Origin of the sequence: Sorangium sp. So ce185 (genome assembly GCF_051526825.1) — a bacterium.
Lineage (GTDB): Bacteria > Myxococcota_A > Polyangia > Polyangiales > Polyangiaceae > Sorangium > Sorangium cellulosum_D.
Map to the genome: position 1 here is coordinate 730,880 of NZ_CP150316.1, position 17,065 is coordinate 747,944.

General features: G+C 72.0%; 14 protein-coding genes. 11 read left to right on the forward strand and 3 right to left on the reverse strand.

Going from position 1 to position 17,065, the window contains the following annotated elements; genetic code table 11:
* The first annotated feature begins 93 nt into the window (after positions 1–93).
* The 11 genes from WMF26_RS02830 to WMF26_RS02880 all read left to right on the forward strand — a co-directional run bounded on the left by WMF26_RS02830 (position 94) and on the right by WMF26_RS02880 (position 14,212).
* A complete protein-coding gene (locus tag WMF26_RS02830; RefSeq protein ID WP_437999054.1) occupies positions 94–2,055 on the forward strand; it encodes a 4-alpha-glucanotransferase in 1,962 nt (653 codons plus the stop codon).
* A gap of 178 nt (positions 2,056–2,233) precedes the next feature.
* Positions 2,234–3,946, forward strand: coding sequence for a serine/threonine protein kinase (locus WMF26_RS02835; protein ID WP_437999055.1), 1,713 nt, complete (start codon positions 2,234–2,236; stop codon positions 3,944–3,946).
* The gene (locus WMF26_RS02840; RefSeq protein WP_437999056.1) at positions 3,943–4,941 is read left to right on the forward strand and encodes a hypothetical protein; all 999 of its coding nucleotides are present in this window, start codon (positions 3,943–3,945) and stop codon (positions 4,939–4,941) included. The genes WMF26_RS02835 and WMF26_RS02840 overlap by 4 nt, the downstream gene beginning before the upstream one ends.
* Before the next feature lie 13 nt (positions 4,942–4,954).
* Positions 4,955–5,359, forward strand: coding sequence for a hypothetical protein (locus WMF26_RS02845; RefSeq protein WP_437999057.1), 405 nt, complete (start codon positions 4,955–4,957; stop codon positions 5,357–5,359).
* 40 nt (positions 5,360–5,399) lie between these two features.
* On the forward strand, positions 5,400–6,593 hold the full coding sequence (locus WMF26_RS02850; RefSeq protein WP_437999058.1) for a hypothetical protein: 1,194 nt from the start codon (positions 5,400–5,402) through the stop codon (positions 6,591–6,593).
* A gap of 289 nt (positions 6,594–6,882) precedes the next feature.
* The gene (locus WMF26_RS02855) at positions 6,883–7,842 is read left to right on the forward strand and encodes a hypothetical protein (RefSeq protein WP_437953860.1); all 960 of its coding nucleotides are present in this window, start codon (positions 6,883–6,885) and stop codon (positions 7,840–7,842) included.
* 42 nt (positions 7,843–7,884) lie between these two features.
* Positions 7,885–8,655, forward strand: coding sequence for a thioesterase II family protein (locus tag WMF26_RS02860; protein ID WP_437999059.1), 771 nt, complete (start codon positions 7,885–7,887; stop codon positions 8,653–8,655).
* 90 nt (positions 8,656–8,745) lie between these two features.
* Positions 8,746–10,392 carry a fumarate hydratase gene (locus WMF26_RS02865; protein WP_437953862.1) on the forward strand — a complete coding sequence of 549 codons (1,647 nt, stop codon included), beginning with the start codon at positions 8,746–8,748 and terminating at the stop codon, positions 10,390–10,392.
* A 367-nt stretch (positions 10,393–10,759) separates the two neighbouring features.
* Positions 10,760–11,083, forward strand: a complete 324-nt coding sequence (locus WMF26_RS02870; protein WP_437953863.1) for a hypothetical protein — start codon at positions 10,760–10,762, stop codon at positions 11,081–11,083.
* The gene (locus WMF26_RS02875) at positions 11,083–12,030 is read left to right on the forward strand and encodes an alpha/beta fold hydrolase (protein WP_437999060.1); all 948 of its coding nucleotides are present in this window, start codon (positions 11,083–11,085) and stop codon (positions 12,028–12,030) included. The genes WMF26_RS02870 and WMF26_RS02875 overlap by 1 nt, the downstream gene beginning before the upstream one ends.
* Positions 12,031–12,577: 547 nt before the next feature.
* Positions 12,578–14,212, forward strand: a complete 1,635-nt coding sequence (locus WMF26_RS02880) for a serine/threonine protein kinase (RefSeq protein WP_437999061.1) — start codon at positions 12,578–12,580, stop codon at positions 14,210–14,212.
* 210 nt (positions 14,213–14,422) lie between these two features.
* Here WMF26_RS02880 and WMF26_RS02885 read toward each other — a convergent pair whose 3' ends face one another.
* From WMF26_RS02885 to WMF26_RS02895, 3 genes are all read right to left on the reverse strand, one after another.
* A complete protein-coding gene (locus tag WMF26_RS02885; protein ID WP_437999062.1) occupies positions 14,423–15,076 on the reverse strand; it encodes a superoxide dismutase family protein in 654 nt (217 codons plus the stop codon).
* A gap of 213 nt (positions 15,077–15,289) precedes the next feature.
* Positions 15,290–15,895, reverse strand: a complete 606-nt coding sequence (locus WMF26_RS02890; protein WP_437999063.1) for a hypothetical protein — start codon at positions 15,893–15,895, stop codon at positions 15,290–15,292.
* A 46-nt stretch (positions 15,896–15,941) separates the two neighbouring features.
* The gene (locus WMF26_RS02895) at positions 15,942–16,820 is read right to left on the reverse strand and encodes a hypothetical protein (protein WP_437999064.1); all 879 of its coding nucleotides are present in this window, start codon (positions 16,818–16,820) and stop codon (positions 15,942–15,944) included.
* Between the last annotated feature and the right edge of the window lie 245 nt (positions 16,821–17,065).

The window sequence follows — 17,065 nt, forward strand, 5'->3', positions numbered from 1 at the left end:
CGCCGGACATCGATTTCATCCAACCACCGAGGCCGATCTGTCCATGATTTCGCGTCTTGGCGGGCCGATCCCTTCATCGCTATACCTACCGCGATGAAGGACGCCGGGAACGACAGGGGCGACGTGGCAGGGGCCCAGGCTCGCGCGGACGAGGACGAGCGGGGGCTCGTCAGGGCCGCATTGCAGCTCTTGGGCATCCGCAACCTGGTGCTCGCGATCCACGATCCGAGCTTTCCGTCGGACGACGACGAGGACACGGGGCGCGGGTCCCCGTACAGCGAGGGCGGGCGCCGATTCCTCCGGTTCGCGCGCGATCTCGGGTTCAACGGCATCCAGCTCGGGCCGCAGGGGGAGACCTCGGCCGACAACGCGTCCCCGTACGACGGCACCATCTTCTCGCGGAGCACGCTGTCGATCGCGCTCGCCCGGCTCGCGGAGGACGGCCCCTTCGGCGCGCTCCTGCGCCCCGAGTCGGTGCGGAGGATCGTGGCCGAGAGGCCGGCCGGCAGCGAGGGGCGCGCGCTGCACCGCTATGCCTACCGCGCGCAGCGCGCCGCGCTGCGCGAGGCGTACGCGTCGTTCGTCGACCGGCGGCGGCGCGGCGAGCTCGGCGCCCTCGCCGAGCGGCTCGACGCGTTCAGGAAGCGGAACGCGGCGTGGCTCGAGCGCGACGGGCTCTACGGCCCCCTCTGCGAGGAGCACCAGAGCGGCTGGTTTCACGGCTGGTCGGGCGAGCCGGCGCTGGATCGCCGCCTCTTCGCGCCCGGCCCTGGCGAGGTGGTCGCCTGCGAGGAGCGCAGGCGAGAGCTCCTCGATCGGTACCGCGACGAGCTCGAGCTCTACGCCTTCTGCCAGCTCCTCGCGCACGAGCAGCACGCGGCGCTCCGGGCGGTGACGGGCGAGCTCGGGCTCAAGCTCTATGGCGATCTGCAGATCGGCTATTCGCCTCAGGACGCCTGGGCGCATCAATCGGTCTTCCTGAAGGGCTATCTGATGGGGGCGCCGCCGAGCCGCACCAACCCGGAAGGTCAGGTGTGGAATTACCCTGTCCTGGATCCGGCGCAGTACGCGGACGGCTCCTCCGGCGCGCTCGCCCTCCTGCGCGCGCGGATGGAGAAGATGTTCGACGAGTTCGACGGGGTGCGCCTCGATCACCCGCACGGCCTCGTCTGCCCGTGGGTCTACGCCGCCGACGCCCCCGATCCGCTGCGCGCGGTCCAGGGCGGGGCGCGCCTCTTCTCGTCGCCCGACCTGCCGGACCACCCGCTGCTCGCCCGCTATGCGATCGTCTCCCCCGCCCAGCTGAACCGCGCCGTGCCCCGGTACGCGGACGACTGGGTCTCCGCGCTGACGCCGGAGCAGGTGGGGCGATACAGCGTGATCTTCGACACCATCGCGAGCTGCGCGGAGGCGCGCGGCCGCGCCACCACCGACATCGTGTGCGAGGTCCTGAGCACGCTCCCGTACCCGCTCAAGGCGGTCCTTGAGCGGCACGGGCTCGGGCGCTTCCGGGTCACGCAGAAGGCCGATCTCGACAACCCGAAGGACGTCTATCGCAGCGAGAACGCCGCGCCCTCCGACTGGATCATGGTGGGCACGCACGACACGCCGCCGCTCTGGCGGCTCCTCGACGCGTGGGCGCGCTCCTCCGCGCTCGAGCGGCAGGCCGCGTACCTCGCCGGCCGGCTCGCGCCCTCGCCGGCCGAGGAGGGCGCGATGGCGCGCGCGCTCGCGTCCGATCCGCGCGCGCTCGCGCAGGCCAAGTTCGCCGACCTCTTCGCGAGCCAGGCGTCGAACGTGATGGTCTTCTTCTCCGATCTGCTCGGGGTGAAGGACATCTACAATGCTCCCGGGACGATCGGCGATCACAACTGGTCGCTGCGGGTGCCCCGCGATTACGAGCGATCGTATTCGGAGATGCGCGCGCGCGGCGAGGCGCTCGACCTCCCGCGCGTGCTCGCGCTCGCGCTGCGCGCGCGGGGAGGCGCGGAGTCGCAGGAGCGGCGCGACCTCGCCGCGCGGCTAGAGCGCCGGTCCGGCGCGACGCGCGGCTAGAACACCGGTCCGGCCCGGCGCGCGGCCAGCGCTGACCGCCCGCGAGCGCGGCGAGGCGAGCCCGCGCCTCGCGCGGCGGCGTTCGCGCGAACGTCACCCGCCGTTTGCGTGCAAGTAACAGGTTGAGCGCATCCTCGGGCCTGGCTTTCCCCTCGGGGATGGAGCCGGCCTAGGTCGAATGAGCGCTCCCAGCGATCCCCAAGGTTGGCGCAAGTACCGCCCGATCGCCGAGATCGGCAGGGGCGGGATGGCCGACGTCTGCCTCGCGGTCGCCCGGGGGCCGGCCGGCTTCAACAAGCTGGTCGTCCTCAAGCGGGCGCGGGCCGAGCTGTGCGAGGACGCCGAGATCCTCGCCATGTTCCTCGACGAGGCGCGGCTCGCGGCCCGGCTCAATCACCCCAACGTCGTGCAGACGTACGAGGTGGGCGAGGACGGCGAGCGGCTCTTCATCGCCATGGAGTACCTCGACGGCCAGCCGCTCAGCCAGCTCCGCGTCCGCGTGGGGCTGGCCGATCTGTCGCTCCCCGTCCAGGTGCGGGTCCTGACCGACGCGCTCGCCGGGCTCCATTACGCGCACGAGCTGCGCGATTTCGACGGCACGCCCATTCACGTGGTCCACCGCGACGTGAGCCCGCAAAACATCTTCGTCACCTACGACGGCGTCATCAAAGTGGTCGACTTCGGGATCGCGAAGGCGGCCGACTCGCTGTCCGAGACGCGCGCCGGCATGCTCAAGGGCAAGGTCGCCTACATGTCGCCGGAGCAATCGCGCGGCGAGCGCGTGGACCGGCGCTCCGACGTCTTCTCCGTCGGCGTGATCCTCTGGGAGGCGATCGCGCGGCGGCGCATGTGGAAGGGCTACAACGACCTCGCCATCCTCGGGCGGCTCGGCCTTGGCGAGCTCCCGGACCTGCGCGTGGCCGCGCCGGACGTCGATCCAGAGCTCGAGCGGATCTGCCACAAGGCGCTCGCGCACGCGCCCGGCGACCGCTACGCCACCGCGGCCGAGCTGCACGCGGAGCTCGAGCGCTGGCTGCGCGAGCATCACCACGGGATGAGCGCGCGCGAGGTCGGCGCGTTCGTGGCGAGCCGGTTCGCGGACGACCGCGCGCGGATCCAGCAGCTCGTCGAGGAGCAGCTGCGCGACGTGCGCTGGTCGGGCAGCTACGGGAAGGTCGCGCTCTCGGACCTGCCGAAGATCGGCGCCGGTCCGGTGTCGATGACGCCGACCTTGACGGCCCCCGCGGCGTTCAGCCCCTCGGACGCGATCTCGACGCCGCCCGCGGTGAGCTCGACCGAGACGGGGCAGACCCGGCGAACCGGGCAAACCGCGCGCGGCGAGCGCGCCTCGCGCTCGAGCCGGCGGCTCGCCGCGATCGCGATCGCCTTCCTCCTCGCCGCGGGCGTCGTGACGGCCGGCATCCTGCGTCCGCCGCCTCGCACGGCGCCGGCCGGGCCCCTCGAGGCGCTCACCGCTCCTCCCGCGGACGCGCCTCCTCCGCAGCCGGCCCCGCCGCAAGAGGAGGTGCGCCTCGTGGTCCGCGTCTCGCCCGCGGAGGCGCGGCTGTTCCTCGACGGAGCGCCGCTGTCGCGCGGCGATCACCAGGGCCAGCTCGTCAAGGACGGGCGCGAGCACGTCGTCCGCGCCGAGGCGCCGGGTTTCCTGCCGCAGGAGGAGACGATCGCGGCGAAGAGCGATCTCGTCGTGAAGCTCGCGCTGGAGCGCGATCCGGGCGCGCCTCGAGGAAAGCCGGCGCCGATCGCCCGGAGCACGCCGGCGATCGCGCCCGCCTCGACCCCCGCGCCGGCCGCGACGCCGCCGCCCGCCGCGCCGCGCGGCGGCGAGAAGCCGGGGCGCGGCATCGACCTGGAGAGCCCCTACGCCCCATGACGACCTCGCGCGCCCTCGCCCTCGCCGCCGCGGCGCTCGTCTCCGGTCTTCCGGGCGGCGCGCTCGCCCGGCCCGCCGACGAGACCGCCGAGGCCGACGCGCGCTTCCGGCGCGGCGTCGAGCTCTACAAGGAGGCCGACTACGGCGCCGCGCTCATGGAGTTCCGCCGCGCCTACGCGCTCGCGCCCGCGTACCAGGTGCTCTACAACGTCGCGGGGGCGTGTTACCAGCTCAGGGACTACGCCTGCGCGCTGCGCGCCTTCGAGCGGTACCTGGCCGACGGCGGCGCGCAGATCGCGGCCGACCGGCGGGCCGCGGTCGAGCGGGACATCGCCGTGCTGCGGGGCCGCGTCGCGACCGTCGCGCTCTCGACCTCGGCGCCCGACGTGGAGATCGCCGTCGACGACGTCCCGGTGGGCAGGACCCCGCTCGCCGAGCCGGTGCTGCTGAGCGCCGGGCGGCGGCGCGTCGTCGCCACGGCGGCGGGCCGCCCGGCCGTCACGCGGATCATCGACGTGGCCGGCGGCGATCACGTCGAGCTCCGGATCGAGATCCCCGACGCGCCGGCCCATCCGGCCGCGAGCGCCGGCCCCCGCGTCGCCGCGCCCCCGCCGCCGGGGCGGCCCGGCGCCGTGGCCGACCGCGCTCCTCGCCGGGAGCGGGCCGCGCCCGTCCTGCCCTGGATCGCGACCGGCGCCCTCGCCGCGGGCGCGGCGGTCACCGGGGTCCTCGCGCTCGGCGCGTCGAGCGATCTCGACGCCGAGCTCGGCGCCTTCCCGGGCGACCCCCGCGCGATCGAGCGCGCGCGCACCCGGACCGCGACGCTCGCGCTCACCGCCGATCTGCTCGCGGGCGCCGCCGTGGTCGTCGGCGGGGTCGCGCTCTACCTCACCGTCGCCGGCGGCCCGGAGCGACCCGGCGGAGCCCGCGCCGCGTCGCCCTCGATCCGGGCCGCGGTCGCTCCGTCGTCCCTCCGGCTCCTCGGCGCCTTCTAGGGCCGCGCGCGCCATGCAACGGCAGCCCTCCAGCGCGCGAAAGCGGAGCCTCACGCGGCCGCCTTCGCGCGCGCTCCGCGCCCGCCTCTGCGCGGCGCTCGCGCTCGCCGCGCTCGCCTCGTGCTCGGTGCTCGTCGAGCGGCGGGATCGGCAGTGCGCGACGGACGCCGACTGCGCGCGGTTCCCCGGCGCCCGCTGCGACCCGGGCGGGCGCGTCTGCGTGCCCGCGGACGGCGTCCCGCCGGCCGGGTGCGACGGCGACGACGGCTGTTACAGCTGCGCGCCGACGACGAACGAGCAGCTCCTCAACGCGTGCACCGACGCGGCGTGCCGGCCGTTCGACGACGCGAGGCTCACGAACCTCCGCGACGGCGGGCTCCCCCCGCTGCCGGAGCCAGGCGCGAGCGGGGGTCGCTGACCCACGCCGCGGACGCGAACCGACGATGATGCGCGACGGGATGTTCCGGTCTTGCCCGATCCTCTTGCCTGCTGCGGCGCTGTTCGGCGCCGCCTTGGCCGTCGCGTCGCCCTCGGCGGCGCAGCAGGCCGTGCCGTGCTCCTCGCTGCCCTTCCCGGTCTACGTCACCGGATCGAGCGCGGTGAAGCCGTTCCTCGCCGAGCTCGCGAAGGTGCTCAGCGCGTCGACGCCCCCCATCTCGATCGTCTATCAAGGGCAGGGCTCGTGCTCCGGGGTCGCCGCCTTCTTCGGGGGCGCGCCGCTCACGGGCGCCGGCCTGAGCACCTGGGACGCGGACACCGAGCGCCTCTGCGACGCCGATCCGGACGGGAGCCCGATCGACGTCGCGGTCTCCGACGTGTTCGCGACGACCTGCGACGCCGCCTTCACGACCTCGAGCACGATCAGCGACTTCACCGGCCCCATCCAGCCGATGACCTTCGTCGTCCCCAACGCGTCGACGCAGGCGTCGATCAGCGCCGAGGCCGCGTACTTCGTGTACGGGTTCGGCCAGGGCTCCGGCGTCGCGCCCTGGGTCGACGAGCGGTTCATCTTCCAGCGCAACGCCGGCTCCGGCACGCAGCAGATGATGGCGGCGGCGATCCGCGTCCCGGCGTCGCGCTGGCTCGGGGCGCCCACGGCGTCGAGCGACGACATGAGGAGCAGCGTCGCGTTCTCGACGGACGCGGAGCGCACGATCGGCGTCCTCGGCGCCAACGTGGCGAGCGAGAGCGCCTCGCTGCTCAAGGTGCTCGCTTACCAGCACTACGACCAGCGCTGCGGCTATTACCCCGACTCCGATCCTCTGAAGCGCGACAAGCGCAATGTCAGAGACGGCCATTACGCGATCTGGGGGCCTCTCCACTTCCTCACCCACGTGAGCATCAACACCGGAGCTCCGTTGAGCGACGGCGCGGCGCTGGTGATCGACTATCTCACCGGCAGGAAGCAGCCGCCCGCGGGGCTCGATCTCATCAAGCTCGAGGCGCAGCACGACGTCGTCCCCGAGTGCGCCATGCGGGTGCGGCGCACGGAGGAGATGGGGCCGCTCGCGTCGTTCATGCCGACGCGCTCGTGCTGGTGTTACTTCGACGCCGTCGCCGGCGGCGGCGCCGACTGCGCGCCTTGCGACAGCGACGCGGACTGCCCGTCCGACGCGCCGAAGTGCAACTTCGGCTACTGCGAGCCGCAGTGATCCGGGCGCCCCGCGCCGGCGGCCGCGCGACGCCGCGCTGGCGGCGCCCCGCGGCGCCCCGCGGCGCCCCGCCGGCGCCGCGTCGCGCGCGCTCCGGCGGGGCCGCGCGACGCAGGGCGTCGCAGGGTCGCGGCGGTCAAAAAGCTTGCATCCAGGGCGCTCGGGCTGCATTGATCCGAGCGAGCGCCGCGGTCATGGGGCCTCGCCCGTGCGATGCGGCGGCACAGTGCGACAAGGTGGTTCATCGCCCGCAGCGCCCGCGCGTCGAGAACGAGATGGGAGACACCAGGTGAGCACGACCAAAGCCTCTCTTGGCACCCTGTTCCTCATGCTCTCCCTGGCCACGCCCGCGCTGGCGCAGGAGCCGCCGGCGTCGCGGCAGCCCGTCACGGACAAGACGAAGGAGCGTTGGGCGAAGAGCCAGGGAGGCCGGTTCGGGTTCGAGGTCGACGTCCTCAGCTCATCGTACCAGGAGCAGGTCGTCGACGTGCTCCCGGGCCCGGACGAGGTCAGGCTCGAGGAGTCCGATCGGCTCGGCATCGCCATCACCGCCACCGCGCAGTACAAGATCGTCGCGGGGCTCCACCTCGACGCGGAGATACCGTTCGTCTACGGCGACGTCTCGGGCCGCCAGGACACGGACCTGTTCGGCAAGCGATTCTGGAGCGAAGGCGAGCACAGCCATTTCTTCTTCGGCAACCCGACGTTCGGCCTGCATTACGCTGGCAACGCGCTGCCGAACCTCGCGCTGTTCGGCGGCATGAGCCTGACGATCCCGCTCCATCCGCACCCGGGCTCGCGCCTCGAGGTCGCGGCGGTGGCGAATTTCCCCGCGCGGGCCTACTTCGACGCGCAGCGCGTGCTGCTCGGACACTGGGCCCTCCGGGCGCGCGTGGGGACCGAGATCCACTTCGGGAAGATCCTGTTCCTCACCCACGACGTCGCGACTCAGTTCTTCCTGCCGACCCGTGAAGGGGATTTCACGAAGACCGTCATCGAGCAGGGCAACGAGATCGCGTTTCGCCCGTTCGGCAACTTCGGCATCGGCATGCGCCTCCAGGCCGCGTTCCCCCTCTCCTCGAGCAACTCCGCCCAGCTGGCGGCGGAGCCGTTCATCGACTGGGAGCCGCTCGTGAAGGGCTCCTTCACCCGGGTCGGCGCGCTGGTCGCGCTGGACGACGATCTCGGCTTCGGCCTGAACCAGGGGAAGGTCGCCACCATCCGCGTCGCCCTCGGCAGCAAATGGTAGGGGGCGGGCGCGGCGGCGGCGAGCTACGCTGAGCGCCGCACGATGACCACGAGCTCAATCTCCGACACGTGGGTCGGCTGCCCGCGGCCGAACCCCGGCGCCCGGCTTCGCCTCTTCTGCTTTCCCTACGCGGGCGGCGGCTCATCGATATACAGCGCCTGGTGGCGCGAGCTCCCCGCGCACACCGAGCTCTGCGCGATCAAGCTCCCCGGCCGGGAGGCGCGCCTGAGCGAGCCGCCCTTCGATCGCCTCACCCCGCTCGTCCAGGCCCTCGCCACCGGGATCGAGCGCTGGCTCGAGAAGCCGTTCGCCTTCTACGGCCACAGCCTCGGCGCGCTGGTGAGCTTCGAGCTCGCGCGCGAGCTGCGCCGGAGGGGCGCGCCCCTGCCGCGCCACCTCCTCCTGTCGGGCCGGCGCGCGCCCCACCTGCCCGGCCCGGCGCCGCTCCACGGCCTGTCCGATCACGCGTTCCTGGAGCAGATCCGCCGCATGGGCGGCACGCCCGACGAGGTGCTGCGCGAGCCGGAGCTCCTGGCGCTCTTCCTGCCCACCCTCCGCGCGGACGTGGCGGTCAACGAGGTCGAGCCGTTCGTCCCCGAGCGCCCGCTCGACTGCCCGATCTCCGCCTTCGGCGGCCTCGACGACGAGCGCGCGAGCCGCGCCGACCTGGAAGCCTGGCGGGAGCACACGAGCGGGGCCTTCCGGGTCGAGATGTTCCCCGGCGGGCACTTCTTCCTGCGGAGCGCCCGGGCGCCGCTCCTGCGGTCGATCTCGGCCCTCCTCGACGGCGTGGAGCGCTCGCTGCCCGCGTGAGGCGGCCGGCGCTGGGTGGGTGTTGAGCCCGGGGCCGGAGCCATGCAAAGAAGGGGGACCCGCAGCCTCCCGCCCCCGGAGACCCGAACGATGACCGAATTCCAGTACCAGGACATGCTGCCCATCGGCCATGACGAGACGCCGTACCGCCTCGTCAGCCGCGACCATGTCTCCACCTTCGAGGCCGCCGGCTCGACCTTCCTCAAGGTCGAGCCGGAGGGGCTCACCCTGCTCGCGCGCGAGGCCATGCGCGACATCGCCCACCTCCTCCGGCCCGGCCACCTCGCGCAGCTCGCGCGCATCCTCGGCGATCCCGAGGCCTCGTCGAACGATCGGTTCGTCGCGCTCGAGCTCCTCAAGAACGCGAGCATCGCCGCGGGGGGCGTGCTCCCGTCGTGCCAGGACACCGGCACGGCGATCGTCATGGGCAAGAAGGGCCAGCTCGTCTTCACGGGCGGCGGCGACGAGGCGGCCATCGCGCGCGGCGTCTTCGAGACCTACCGCGCGCAGAACCTCCGCTACTCGCAGCTCGCGCCGCTCGACATGTACAAGGAGGTCAACACGAACGACAACCTCCCTGCGCAGATCGAGATCTTCGCGACGGACGGCGACGCCTACAAATTCCTGTTCATGGCGAAGGGCGGCGGCTCCGCGAACAAGAGCTATCTCTACCAGGAGACCAAGGCGCTCCTGAACCCCGAGAGCCTGCTCTCCTTCGTCGAGGCCAAGATCCGCGCGCTCGGCACGGCGGCGTGCCCGCCGTACCACCTCGCCATCGTCGTCGGCGGCACCTCGGCCGAGCACACGCTCAAGGTCGCGAAGCTCGCCTCGGCGCGCTACCTCGACACGCTCCCGGCCGAGGGCAACGCGCGCGGCCGCGGCTTCCGCGACCGCGATCTCGAGCAGAAGGTCCTCGAGATCGCGCAGCGGACCGGGATCGGCGCCCAGTTCGGGGGCAAGTACTTCTGCCATGACGTGCGGGTCATCCGCCTGCCGCGGCACGGCGCCTCGTGCCCGGTGGGCATCGCGGTCTCGTGCTCCGCGGACCGGCAGGCGCTCGGCAAGATCACGCGCGAGGGCATCTTCCTCGAGCAGCTCGAGGCCGATCCCGCGAAGTACCTGCCCGACACCACGGACGCGGATCTCGAGGGCGAGGTCGTGAAGATCGACCTCCGCCGCCCCATGCGCGAGATCCGCGCCGAGCTCGCGAAGTACCCGATCCGGACGCGGCTCTCGCTGACCGGGCCGATGATCGTCGCGCGCGACATCGCGCACGCGAAGATCAAGGAGCGCCTCGATCGCGGCGAGGGCATGCCGAGCTACATGCAGGAGTTCATGGTCTACTACGCGGGGCCCGCGAAGACGCCGGCGGGCTATGCCTCCGGCTCGTTCGGGCCCACCACGGCCGGCCGGATGGACGCGTACGTCGACCTCTTCCAGGCGCACGGCGGCAGCTACGTCATGCTCGCCAAGGGCAACCGCTCGCCCGCGGTCACCGCGGCGTGCAAGAAGCACGGCGGCTTCTACCTCGGCTCGATCGGCGGTCCGGCCGCGCGCCTCGCCAAGGACTGCATCAAGAAGGTCGAGGTGCTCGAGTACCCCGAGCTCGGCATGGAGGCGGTCTGGAAGATCGAGGTCGAAGATTTCCCCGCCTTCATCGTGGTGGACGACAAGGGCAACGATTTCTTCGCCGACATCAACAAGCCCGCCGGCCGGAAGCTCGACGTCGCGGGCTGAGCTCCGGCGCCCGGGGATCGCGGCCGGGCAGCTCCCCGCGGCCTCCAGCGCGGCGCGGCCGCCGATCGGCCGCCCCACGCTGCGCGCGCCAGACCTTCCAGGACGTGCGGACGTTCCGCGCCGGCGGACATGAAATAACGAGTTCGACTGGCGATCTTGTCCGCCGGACCGATCGTGGAAAACCCCTGTTTCATCCGTTCGTGACAAGGCCCTTGACCCGCGCTTCGCCGGGATCGAACGAGGCAAAAGGTCACACTCGGGGCGTCTTTGCCCCTGTTCAGCCCGCTCGCGGCCCCGCGATCATCTCTGGATCTGCGCTTCGCAGGGGCACGATCCGTGCTTTGACCCCGTGCGGAAGGAGCTGAGCATGACAGTTCGACCTGATCGCACGGTGTCCCATGGCCATGCCGGGAACGGGCACCACCGCTTCGAGGATCGTCACGGTGGTCCGGAGGGGGCTCGCCATCACCTGGAGGAAGAGCGCCTGGAGCGGCTGGTGCGCGCCGCGCAGGAGGTCTCGGACCAGGCCGAGCGCGGAGAGCGCGACGGGCGCCGGGATGCTGGCCAGGCTGGCCAGCATCGACAGGCCGCCGCTGGCGGCGCCGAGGCGCGGCCGGCTCCGAGGACCGCGAGCATCGCCGATATCGAGCGCGCGGACGACGAGGGGATGCCCCCCGTGGAGGGGACGTGATGGCAGCGCGCGCGATGAGCCTCGATGGGGTCGTCGATCGTATCCGCTTCGTGCCGACCGCGCTCCGTCGCCTGGAGCGCGCGCCCCTCGCGGCGGCGCTCGACGCGGAGATCCGGCACGTCGACACGTGGAGCGCCGGGCGCCTCGCCTATTACGTGGACACGCGCGCAACGGGGCGCCCCGTGGTGCTGCTGCACGGCGTCGACGCGGCCGCCTCGTCCAAGGAGATGGCCCCCCTGTTCGATGCGCTCCGCGGGGAGCGGCCCGTCTATGCGCTCGATCTCCCGGGCTTCGGCCTCTCGGAGCGCGCGGACCGCGCCTACGATCGCGAGCTCTATCGCGCCGCGGTGCGCCGTTTCCTCACGGACGTGGTCCGCGAGCCTGGCGGCGCCGACGTCATCGCGCTCTCCCTCTCGTCGGAGTTCGTCGCCGCCGTCGCCTGCGAGGAGATGAGCCTCGTGCACAGCCTCGTGCTCGTCTCGCCGACGGGGCTCGGCCGCGAGGCGCCCGGCGCGAGCGCCGTCCTCCGGACGATCGCGCACGTCCCTCCGGTCGCCGGGGCGCTTTATCGCATGCTGGCCTCGCCGCCGAGCATTCGCTGGTTCCTGAAGAAGAGCTTCGTCGGCGCCCCGGATCCGGGCCTCGTCGACTACGCCATCCGCACGTCGAAGGAGCCTGGCGCCCACCGCGCGCCCCTCGCGTTCATCTCGGGCGCCCTGTTCACGGAGGACGCGTTCGAGCGCCTGTATGCGCGCCTCCCGGTCCCCACCCTGATCGTCCACGATCAAGACCCGTATTCGCGCTTCGAGCGCCTCGGCGACCTCCAGCAGCGGAACGCGCGCGTCGAGGTCGCCCGCGTCGCGCCCACGCGGGGCCTCCCCCACTTCGAGCAGCTCGACGCCACGCTCGAGGTCGTGCGCAGGTTCTGGACGCAGGACCCCTGGTAAAACCCTCCCACGAACGACCGGGACAGCGCGGAGGCGACTCCGCGCTGGGCGGATGTTGCGCGCTCGCTCAGCGCATTGGGCGTCGGCGAGCGACGAGACTGCCGGTGTCCGAGGCGATCGACCAAGAGCACGTAGGCTGGATTACGGAGACGCGCTCTCCGGGCTCGCCGGCGCCCCGCCGGCGGAAGCCGATCGCGCCGAGGAGCGACCAGGCCCCTTGCGTTCCGGGTCGTGATGCTGCTGTTGTACAACGAAGCCGTTGCCGAGCGGCGGGCGAGATGACATAGCCGCACTGTGAGCACGACCACACATGAGCCGCTCACATTCGATCCACTTCGTTAGGACCCTGACATCCGCTGCCTCGACCGGGTTTGCGCGGCCGCGATGGAGCGCTGCGCAAGAATGCCACGGTGTGGCGGCGAACGATGGAGCGGCGCGCCACGCGTCCGGGAGGTGTTCCGGGAGGTGCGCGGAGTGTTTCCAAACATAAAAGTCTTTGCAAACTCGGGGTCAACGGGGTAATTAAGCTCTTATAGCGGGGGATGTCGTGAATGCAGGCGGCCAAACCATCTCGACGAACAAGCAAGCGAGCAATAGCTTGCTTGGTCGATACCGCCTGGTTGCAAAATTAGGCCGTGGGGGAATGGCGGATGTGTTCCTCGCCGTTTCCCGCGGGCCCGGGTCGTTCAACAAGCTCGTTGTTGTGAAGTGTCTCCGCGTCGGGATGGCGGAGGACCCGCGCTACGTCCTGATGTTCCTGGACGAGGCCAAGCTCTCGGCCCGGCTCAACCACCCGAACGTCGTCCAGACCTACGAGATCGGGGGCGAGAGCGGCGGGTACTTCATCGTGATGGAGTACCTCGAGGGGCAGCCGCTCAAGGACATCGTGAGGGCGGTGGTCAGCGGCTGTCCCGGCGCCGCGAGCTTCTCGCGCGCGGTGTGGGTCAGGATCATCGTCGAGGCGCTGCGCGGGCTGCACTACGCGCATGAGCTCACGGATTTCGACGGCCGCCTGCTCGGCGTCGTGCACCGCGACGTCTCGCCGCACAACATCTTCATCACGTACGACGGCGCGGTAAAGATCGTCGATTTCGGCGTCGCGAAGGCGTCCCTGAACGCTGCGCACACCGAGAGTGGGACGTTCAAGGGCAAGATGGCGTACGCCGCGCCCGAGCAGGCGATGGCGAGCTCCGACGTCGACCGGCGGGCCGACATCTTCGCGATCGGCATCGTGCTCTGGGAGCTCCTGGCGATGCGGCGGCTCTTCGACGGCGACCATGTCGCCGTGATGCACCAGCTGCTCACGCGGGAGATCCCGCGGCTCTCCGCCGTCGTTCCGGACATCGATCCGGCGCTCGACGAGATCGTGGCCCGGGCGCTCCAGCGGGACCCTGCGCAACGGTTCTCCACCGCGCAGGAGATGGGCGACGCGCTGGAGAGCCACCTGCGGGCCTCGGGCGAGGACGTCCGCACCGAGCAGCTCGGCGCGCACGTGCTCCAGATGTTCGCGGAGAGCAGGGCGCTCGTGCGCCAGCAGGTCACCGCGCAGTTCGAGTACCTGACCTCGCTGGACGTCGCGGGCGACATCCAGCGCGCCTCGATGGTCGGCGAGTTCCCGCGCGCGTCGATGGTCATGGGGATGAACCGCTCCATGTGGCCCTCCGCGACCGCGGCGTCGCTGCCCGTGCTCACCGATCACAGCAGCCCCGCGAACCACCAGTACGAGCCTGCGGCCGTCGACCCCGACAGCCTGGGCGCGACGGTGGGGCGCGTCTCGTCGTGGCGGCAGCGCGGGTATCTCGCCTCCGCGCTCGGCGTGGCGGCGCTGCTGGCCGTGGGGGCCGTCGCGATGCTCCGCGGGGGACCGGCGGAGCCGGTGGATCCTGTCGTGTCGACGCAGCCTCCTCCCGATTCCCCGGTCGAGCAGGTGGTCGAGCCCAACGTGGCGAAGGCCAAGGTCACGATCCGGAGCGAGCCCGCGGACGCGAACGTGAGCTGGAACGGCAGCATGCTCGGCACGACGCCGCTCAGCATCGAGCTCCCTCGGGGGATGCAGGTCGTCGTGGTGTCCAGGTCCGGCTGGTTCGACGAGTCGATCTTCCTGCAGCTCTCCGCGTCCGACGTCGTCGAGCGTACCGTGACCCTCCGCCGTCAGGAGGTCACGGGGATGCCTCCGAAGTAGAGACTCCGAGCCTCGGCTCGCTCAGCGTCCTTGGCGTCGTGGCGGTCCTCGTATCCGGGTCGCCGCCCCCGGCGCGGCCGAATCGCATGCTGGCGCGCCTGACGGGCGCCGCGAGCGGCCCGGGCCCGGAGAGGGCGCGCCTGCCGGGAAGCGGCGCGCCCCTCGACGGGCCCGGACAGAAGAGCTCCACAGAAGAGCTCCGCGGAGGGGTTACTCCAGCTCGATGAGGCCGCAGCCGATGCGGCCGCCGGCGTTCGGATCTGCCGCGGCGTGGACGACGATCGAGTACTTCGTCACGTCGGTGGCCGGGTCGCCGCCGACGGTCCAGACGTCGGTGCCGCGCTTGACCGTGTGCGTGCCCTTGCCAGCGTCATCGCACGTGAAGCTGCCGAGTCCTTCGCCGTTCGGAATCCAGTGGGCGCCCGCGGCGTTACCGTTGTCCTCGCAGCTCTTGTTCTCGTGGATGTGCGCGGAGTGCTCGCCGGCGGGGCAGCCGGACACCGTGATGGTGAGCGTCACATCCTCTCCGGACTGCGCGAACGTCGCCGTCCCGCTCAGGCCGCTCGAGTTGAGCTCCACGAGCTCCGCCTCGGCCTGCAGGGACCCACCGCCGCTCCCGCCGTCGCCGCCGCTCCCGCCGTCGCCGCCGCTCCCGCCGTCACCGCCGTTCCCGCCGTCGCCGCCGCCGTTCCCGCCGTCGCCGCCGCCGTTCCCGCCGTCGCCGCCCGAGCCGGTCGTGGCCGACGTGCTCGCGCCGCTCGACGTGCTGGTGGACCCAGCGGGCGATTCTCCGTCGTCTCCACACGCGGCCAAGAGAGCGCTGGCACCAAAGGCAAGCAACGAGAGCTTCAACCACCGTGACATAAGTCTCCTTTCCTCGGCGCGACCCGAGCGGGCACACCATTGCCCCCGGATTCGGCCAAGCCATCGAGGGCACGAGTATGTCCCAACATGGCGAACGTCCAAGCAGCTACGCCACAAAAATCATGCAATGATCGCCTTTGGCCAAGAAATTGCGCTGATAATAGAAAGATGTGGCCATGCTCGCCGGCTGCAGCGCTTCGACCGCGTGATGGGCTATCGGGCCCGGAGCGCTCGAGTTGCGGACGCTGCGGTGGCAGCGAGGCGATCGTATTCTCGGCCGAGCCAGTCGAGAAAATCCTGATTCCACGTAGGGCCGTCTGGCCAGCCCTTAAGGACGAGCGCGGCGAGCTCTAGATCCCAGCGGCCGTAGAGGTCCACGAGCGCGTCCTGGGCCCTGCGCCCGGCCCGCGCTTCAGGGTCGCCGCGACCCTCGCCCCCGTGCGCGAAGGCGTCGTCGCAGACGTAGTAATTGCATGTCGCGGCCCGCCGGTCGGGCGGGATGGTGCACCCCTCGGGGCCGTGGAACGCGCACCGCTTCGGCAGCGCGTGGCCGTCGCCGCCCTGGGGCTCGACGCGCAGGATGAGCAGGCCGCGGCGGCCGGGGCGCAGCTTGCCCGCGGTCATCTGATCGAGCAGCCAGCCTGCGCCGCCGAGCGACACGATCCGCCCGATGTCCGACCACTCGACCCCCGGCGGGCTGGCGCAGCAGCCGGTCGGCCCCTGCGGGCAGGCGCCGCACAGCGTCGCGTGCACCCGCGTATGCGCGCCTGCGAGCTCCAGCCGGATCATCGCCCCACCAGCGCTCGAGGATAACGGCATCGCCCGCGTCGTCCAGCGCGCCGGCGGGCTCAGCGGAGGGGGTGGCTCACCACACGCCGCGGAGCGAGATGCCGCTGGCCGACGCGGTGACCTCGGCGCGCGGGCTCGGCGACGACTCGGTGAAGAGCGCAATCCCGAGCGTGCCGGCCGCCAGCACGCCGCCGGTGATGAAGCTGGCGGCGCCGAACTCGCGCGCCGTGAACATGGTGTCCTCGTACCTGGCGGCACGCTTGCACTCCGGCGCGATGAGGCGAAGGCAGTTGTTGCCGCCGGCGCTGCGCGCGGTCTCGTTCCGGCTCATCTCCGCCTCGTGCGCCACGATCATCAGCCCGCCGCCGAGCGCCAGGAAGAGCGTCGAGGCCGCGGCGCCCCCGAGGATGAGGCCGGTCCGCAGCCTGGAGGCGGGCGGCGCGCTCGCGAGCGCAGGGGCCCGCGTCGCCGTGGGCCTGAGCGCCGGAGCCGGCACATCGAGCCGGACGTCGCGGAGCTCCCCGCGGCGGACATCGACGTCGACCCGGACGGCGGCGCCGTTCAGCGTCGCCACCACGGCGTGGCGCCCCGGGGTGACGGGGATCGGCTTGTCGCGCTCGATCGTGACCTGCTCGCCGTCGATGGTGCAGGTCGCCCCGGCGGGGATGGCGATGCGGAGCTCGCCGACGAGCTGGCGCGCGCGCGCCAGGTCGAAGAGCCGCGACTCGTACAGCTCGCGCTCCTCCGGCGTGCGCGGCGGCCGCATGATCTCCTTGCAGAGCGACAGCCAGCGCACGGCCGCGGGCGCGTCGCCGATCCGGTAGGCGAGCGCCCCGATATTGCAGGCGGCGACCTGGGAGCGCTCCATCGTCCAGATCGCCTCCCAGATCTCCCGGGACTCGGCGAAACGCCCCTCCGCCTGGGCGGCGTTCGCCTGCGCGCGCAAGCGGGTCACCGCATCGCTGGCGGAATTTGCGGGCTCGGCGCGCACATTGAATGAGAAAATCAGAAGCGTGGCGGCAATGCGTAGTCCCAAACCGAGTTGCGAAATCCTGCTCACTGGTAGGACCTCCTGGCCCGAGGTTCAGGCCAACCGCGCTCCTGGTGCTGTCCGTCAGCCGCGCAGGCCGCCAGCCTAGCAGAGATGCCCGCCGTCCGACTCGACTCTTCGCCTGCCGAGCAAGCCAGTCGTCCCACGCC

Bases quoted from the DNA above. Each gene is read 5' to 3' on its own strand.
- WMF26_RS02830 (WP_437999054.1), top strand. From the start codon at position 94: ATGAAGGACGCCGGGAACGACAGGGGCGACGTGGCAGGGGCCCAGGCT.
- WMF26_RS02835 (WP_437999055.1), top strand. From the start codon at position 2,234: ATGAGCGCTCCCAGCGATCCCCAAGGTTGGCGCAAGTACCGCCCGATC.
- WMF26_RS02840 (WP_437999056.1), top strand. From the start codon at position 3,943: ATGACGACCTCGCGCGCCCTCGCCCTCGCCGCCGCGGCGCTCGTCTCC.
- WMF26_RS02845 (WP_437999057.1), top strand. From the start codon at position 4,955: ATGCAACGGCAGCCCTCCAGCGCGCGAAAGCGGAGCCTCACGCGGCCG.
- WMF26_RS02850 (WP_437999058.1), top strand. From the start codon at position 5,400: ATGTTCCGGTCTTGCCCGATCCTCTTGCCTGCTGCGGCGCTGTTCGGC.
- WMF26_RS02860 (WP_437999059.1), top strand. From the start codon at position 7,885: ATGACCACGAGCTCAATCTCCGACACGTGGGTCGGCTGCCCGCGGCCG.
- WMF26_RS02865 (WP_437953862.1), top strand. From the start codon at position 8,746: ATGACCGAATTCCAGTACCAGGACATGCTGCCCATCGGCCATGACGAG.
- WMF26_RS02870 (WP_437953863.1), top strand. From the start codon at position 10,760: ATGACAGTTCGACCTGATCGCACGGTGTCCCATGGCCATGCCGGGAAC.
- WMF26_RS02875 (WP_437999060.1), top strand. From the start codon at position 11,083: ATGGCAGCGCGCGCGATGAGCCTCGATGGGGTCGTCGATCGTATCCGC.
- WMF26_RS02885 (WP_437999062.1), bottom strand. From the start codon at position 15,076: ATGTCACGGTGGTTGAAGCTCTCGTTGCTTGCCTTTGGTGCCAGCGCT.
- WMF26_RS02890 (WP_437999063.1), bottom strand. From the start codon at position 15,895: ATGCCGTTATCCTCGAGCGCTGGTGGGGCGATGATCCGGCTGGAGCTC.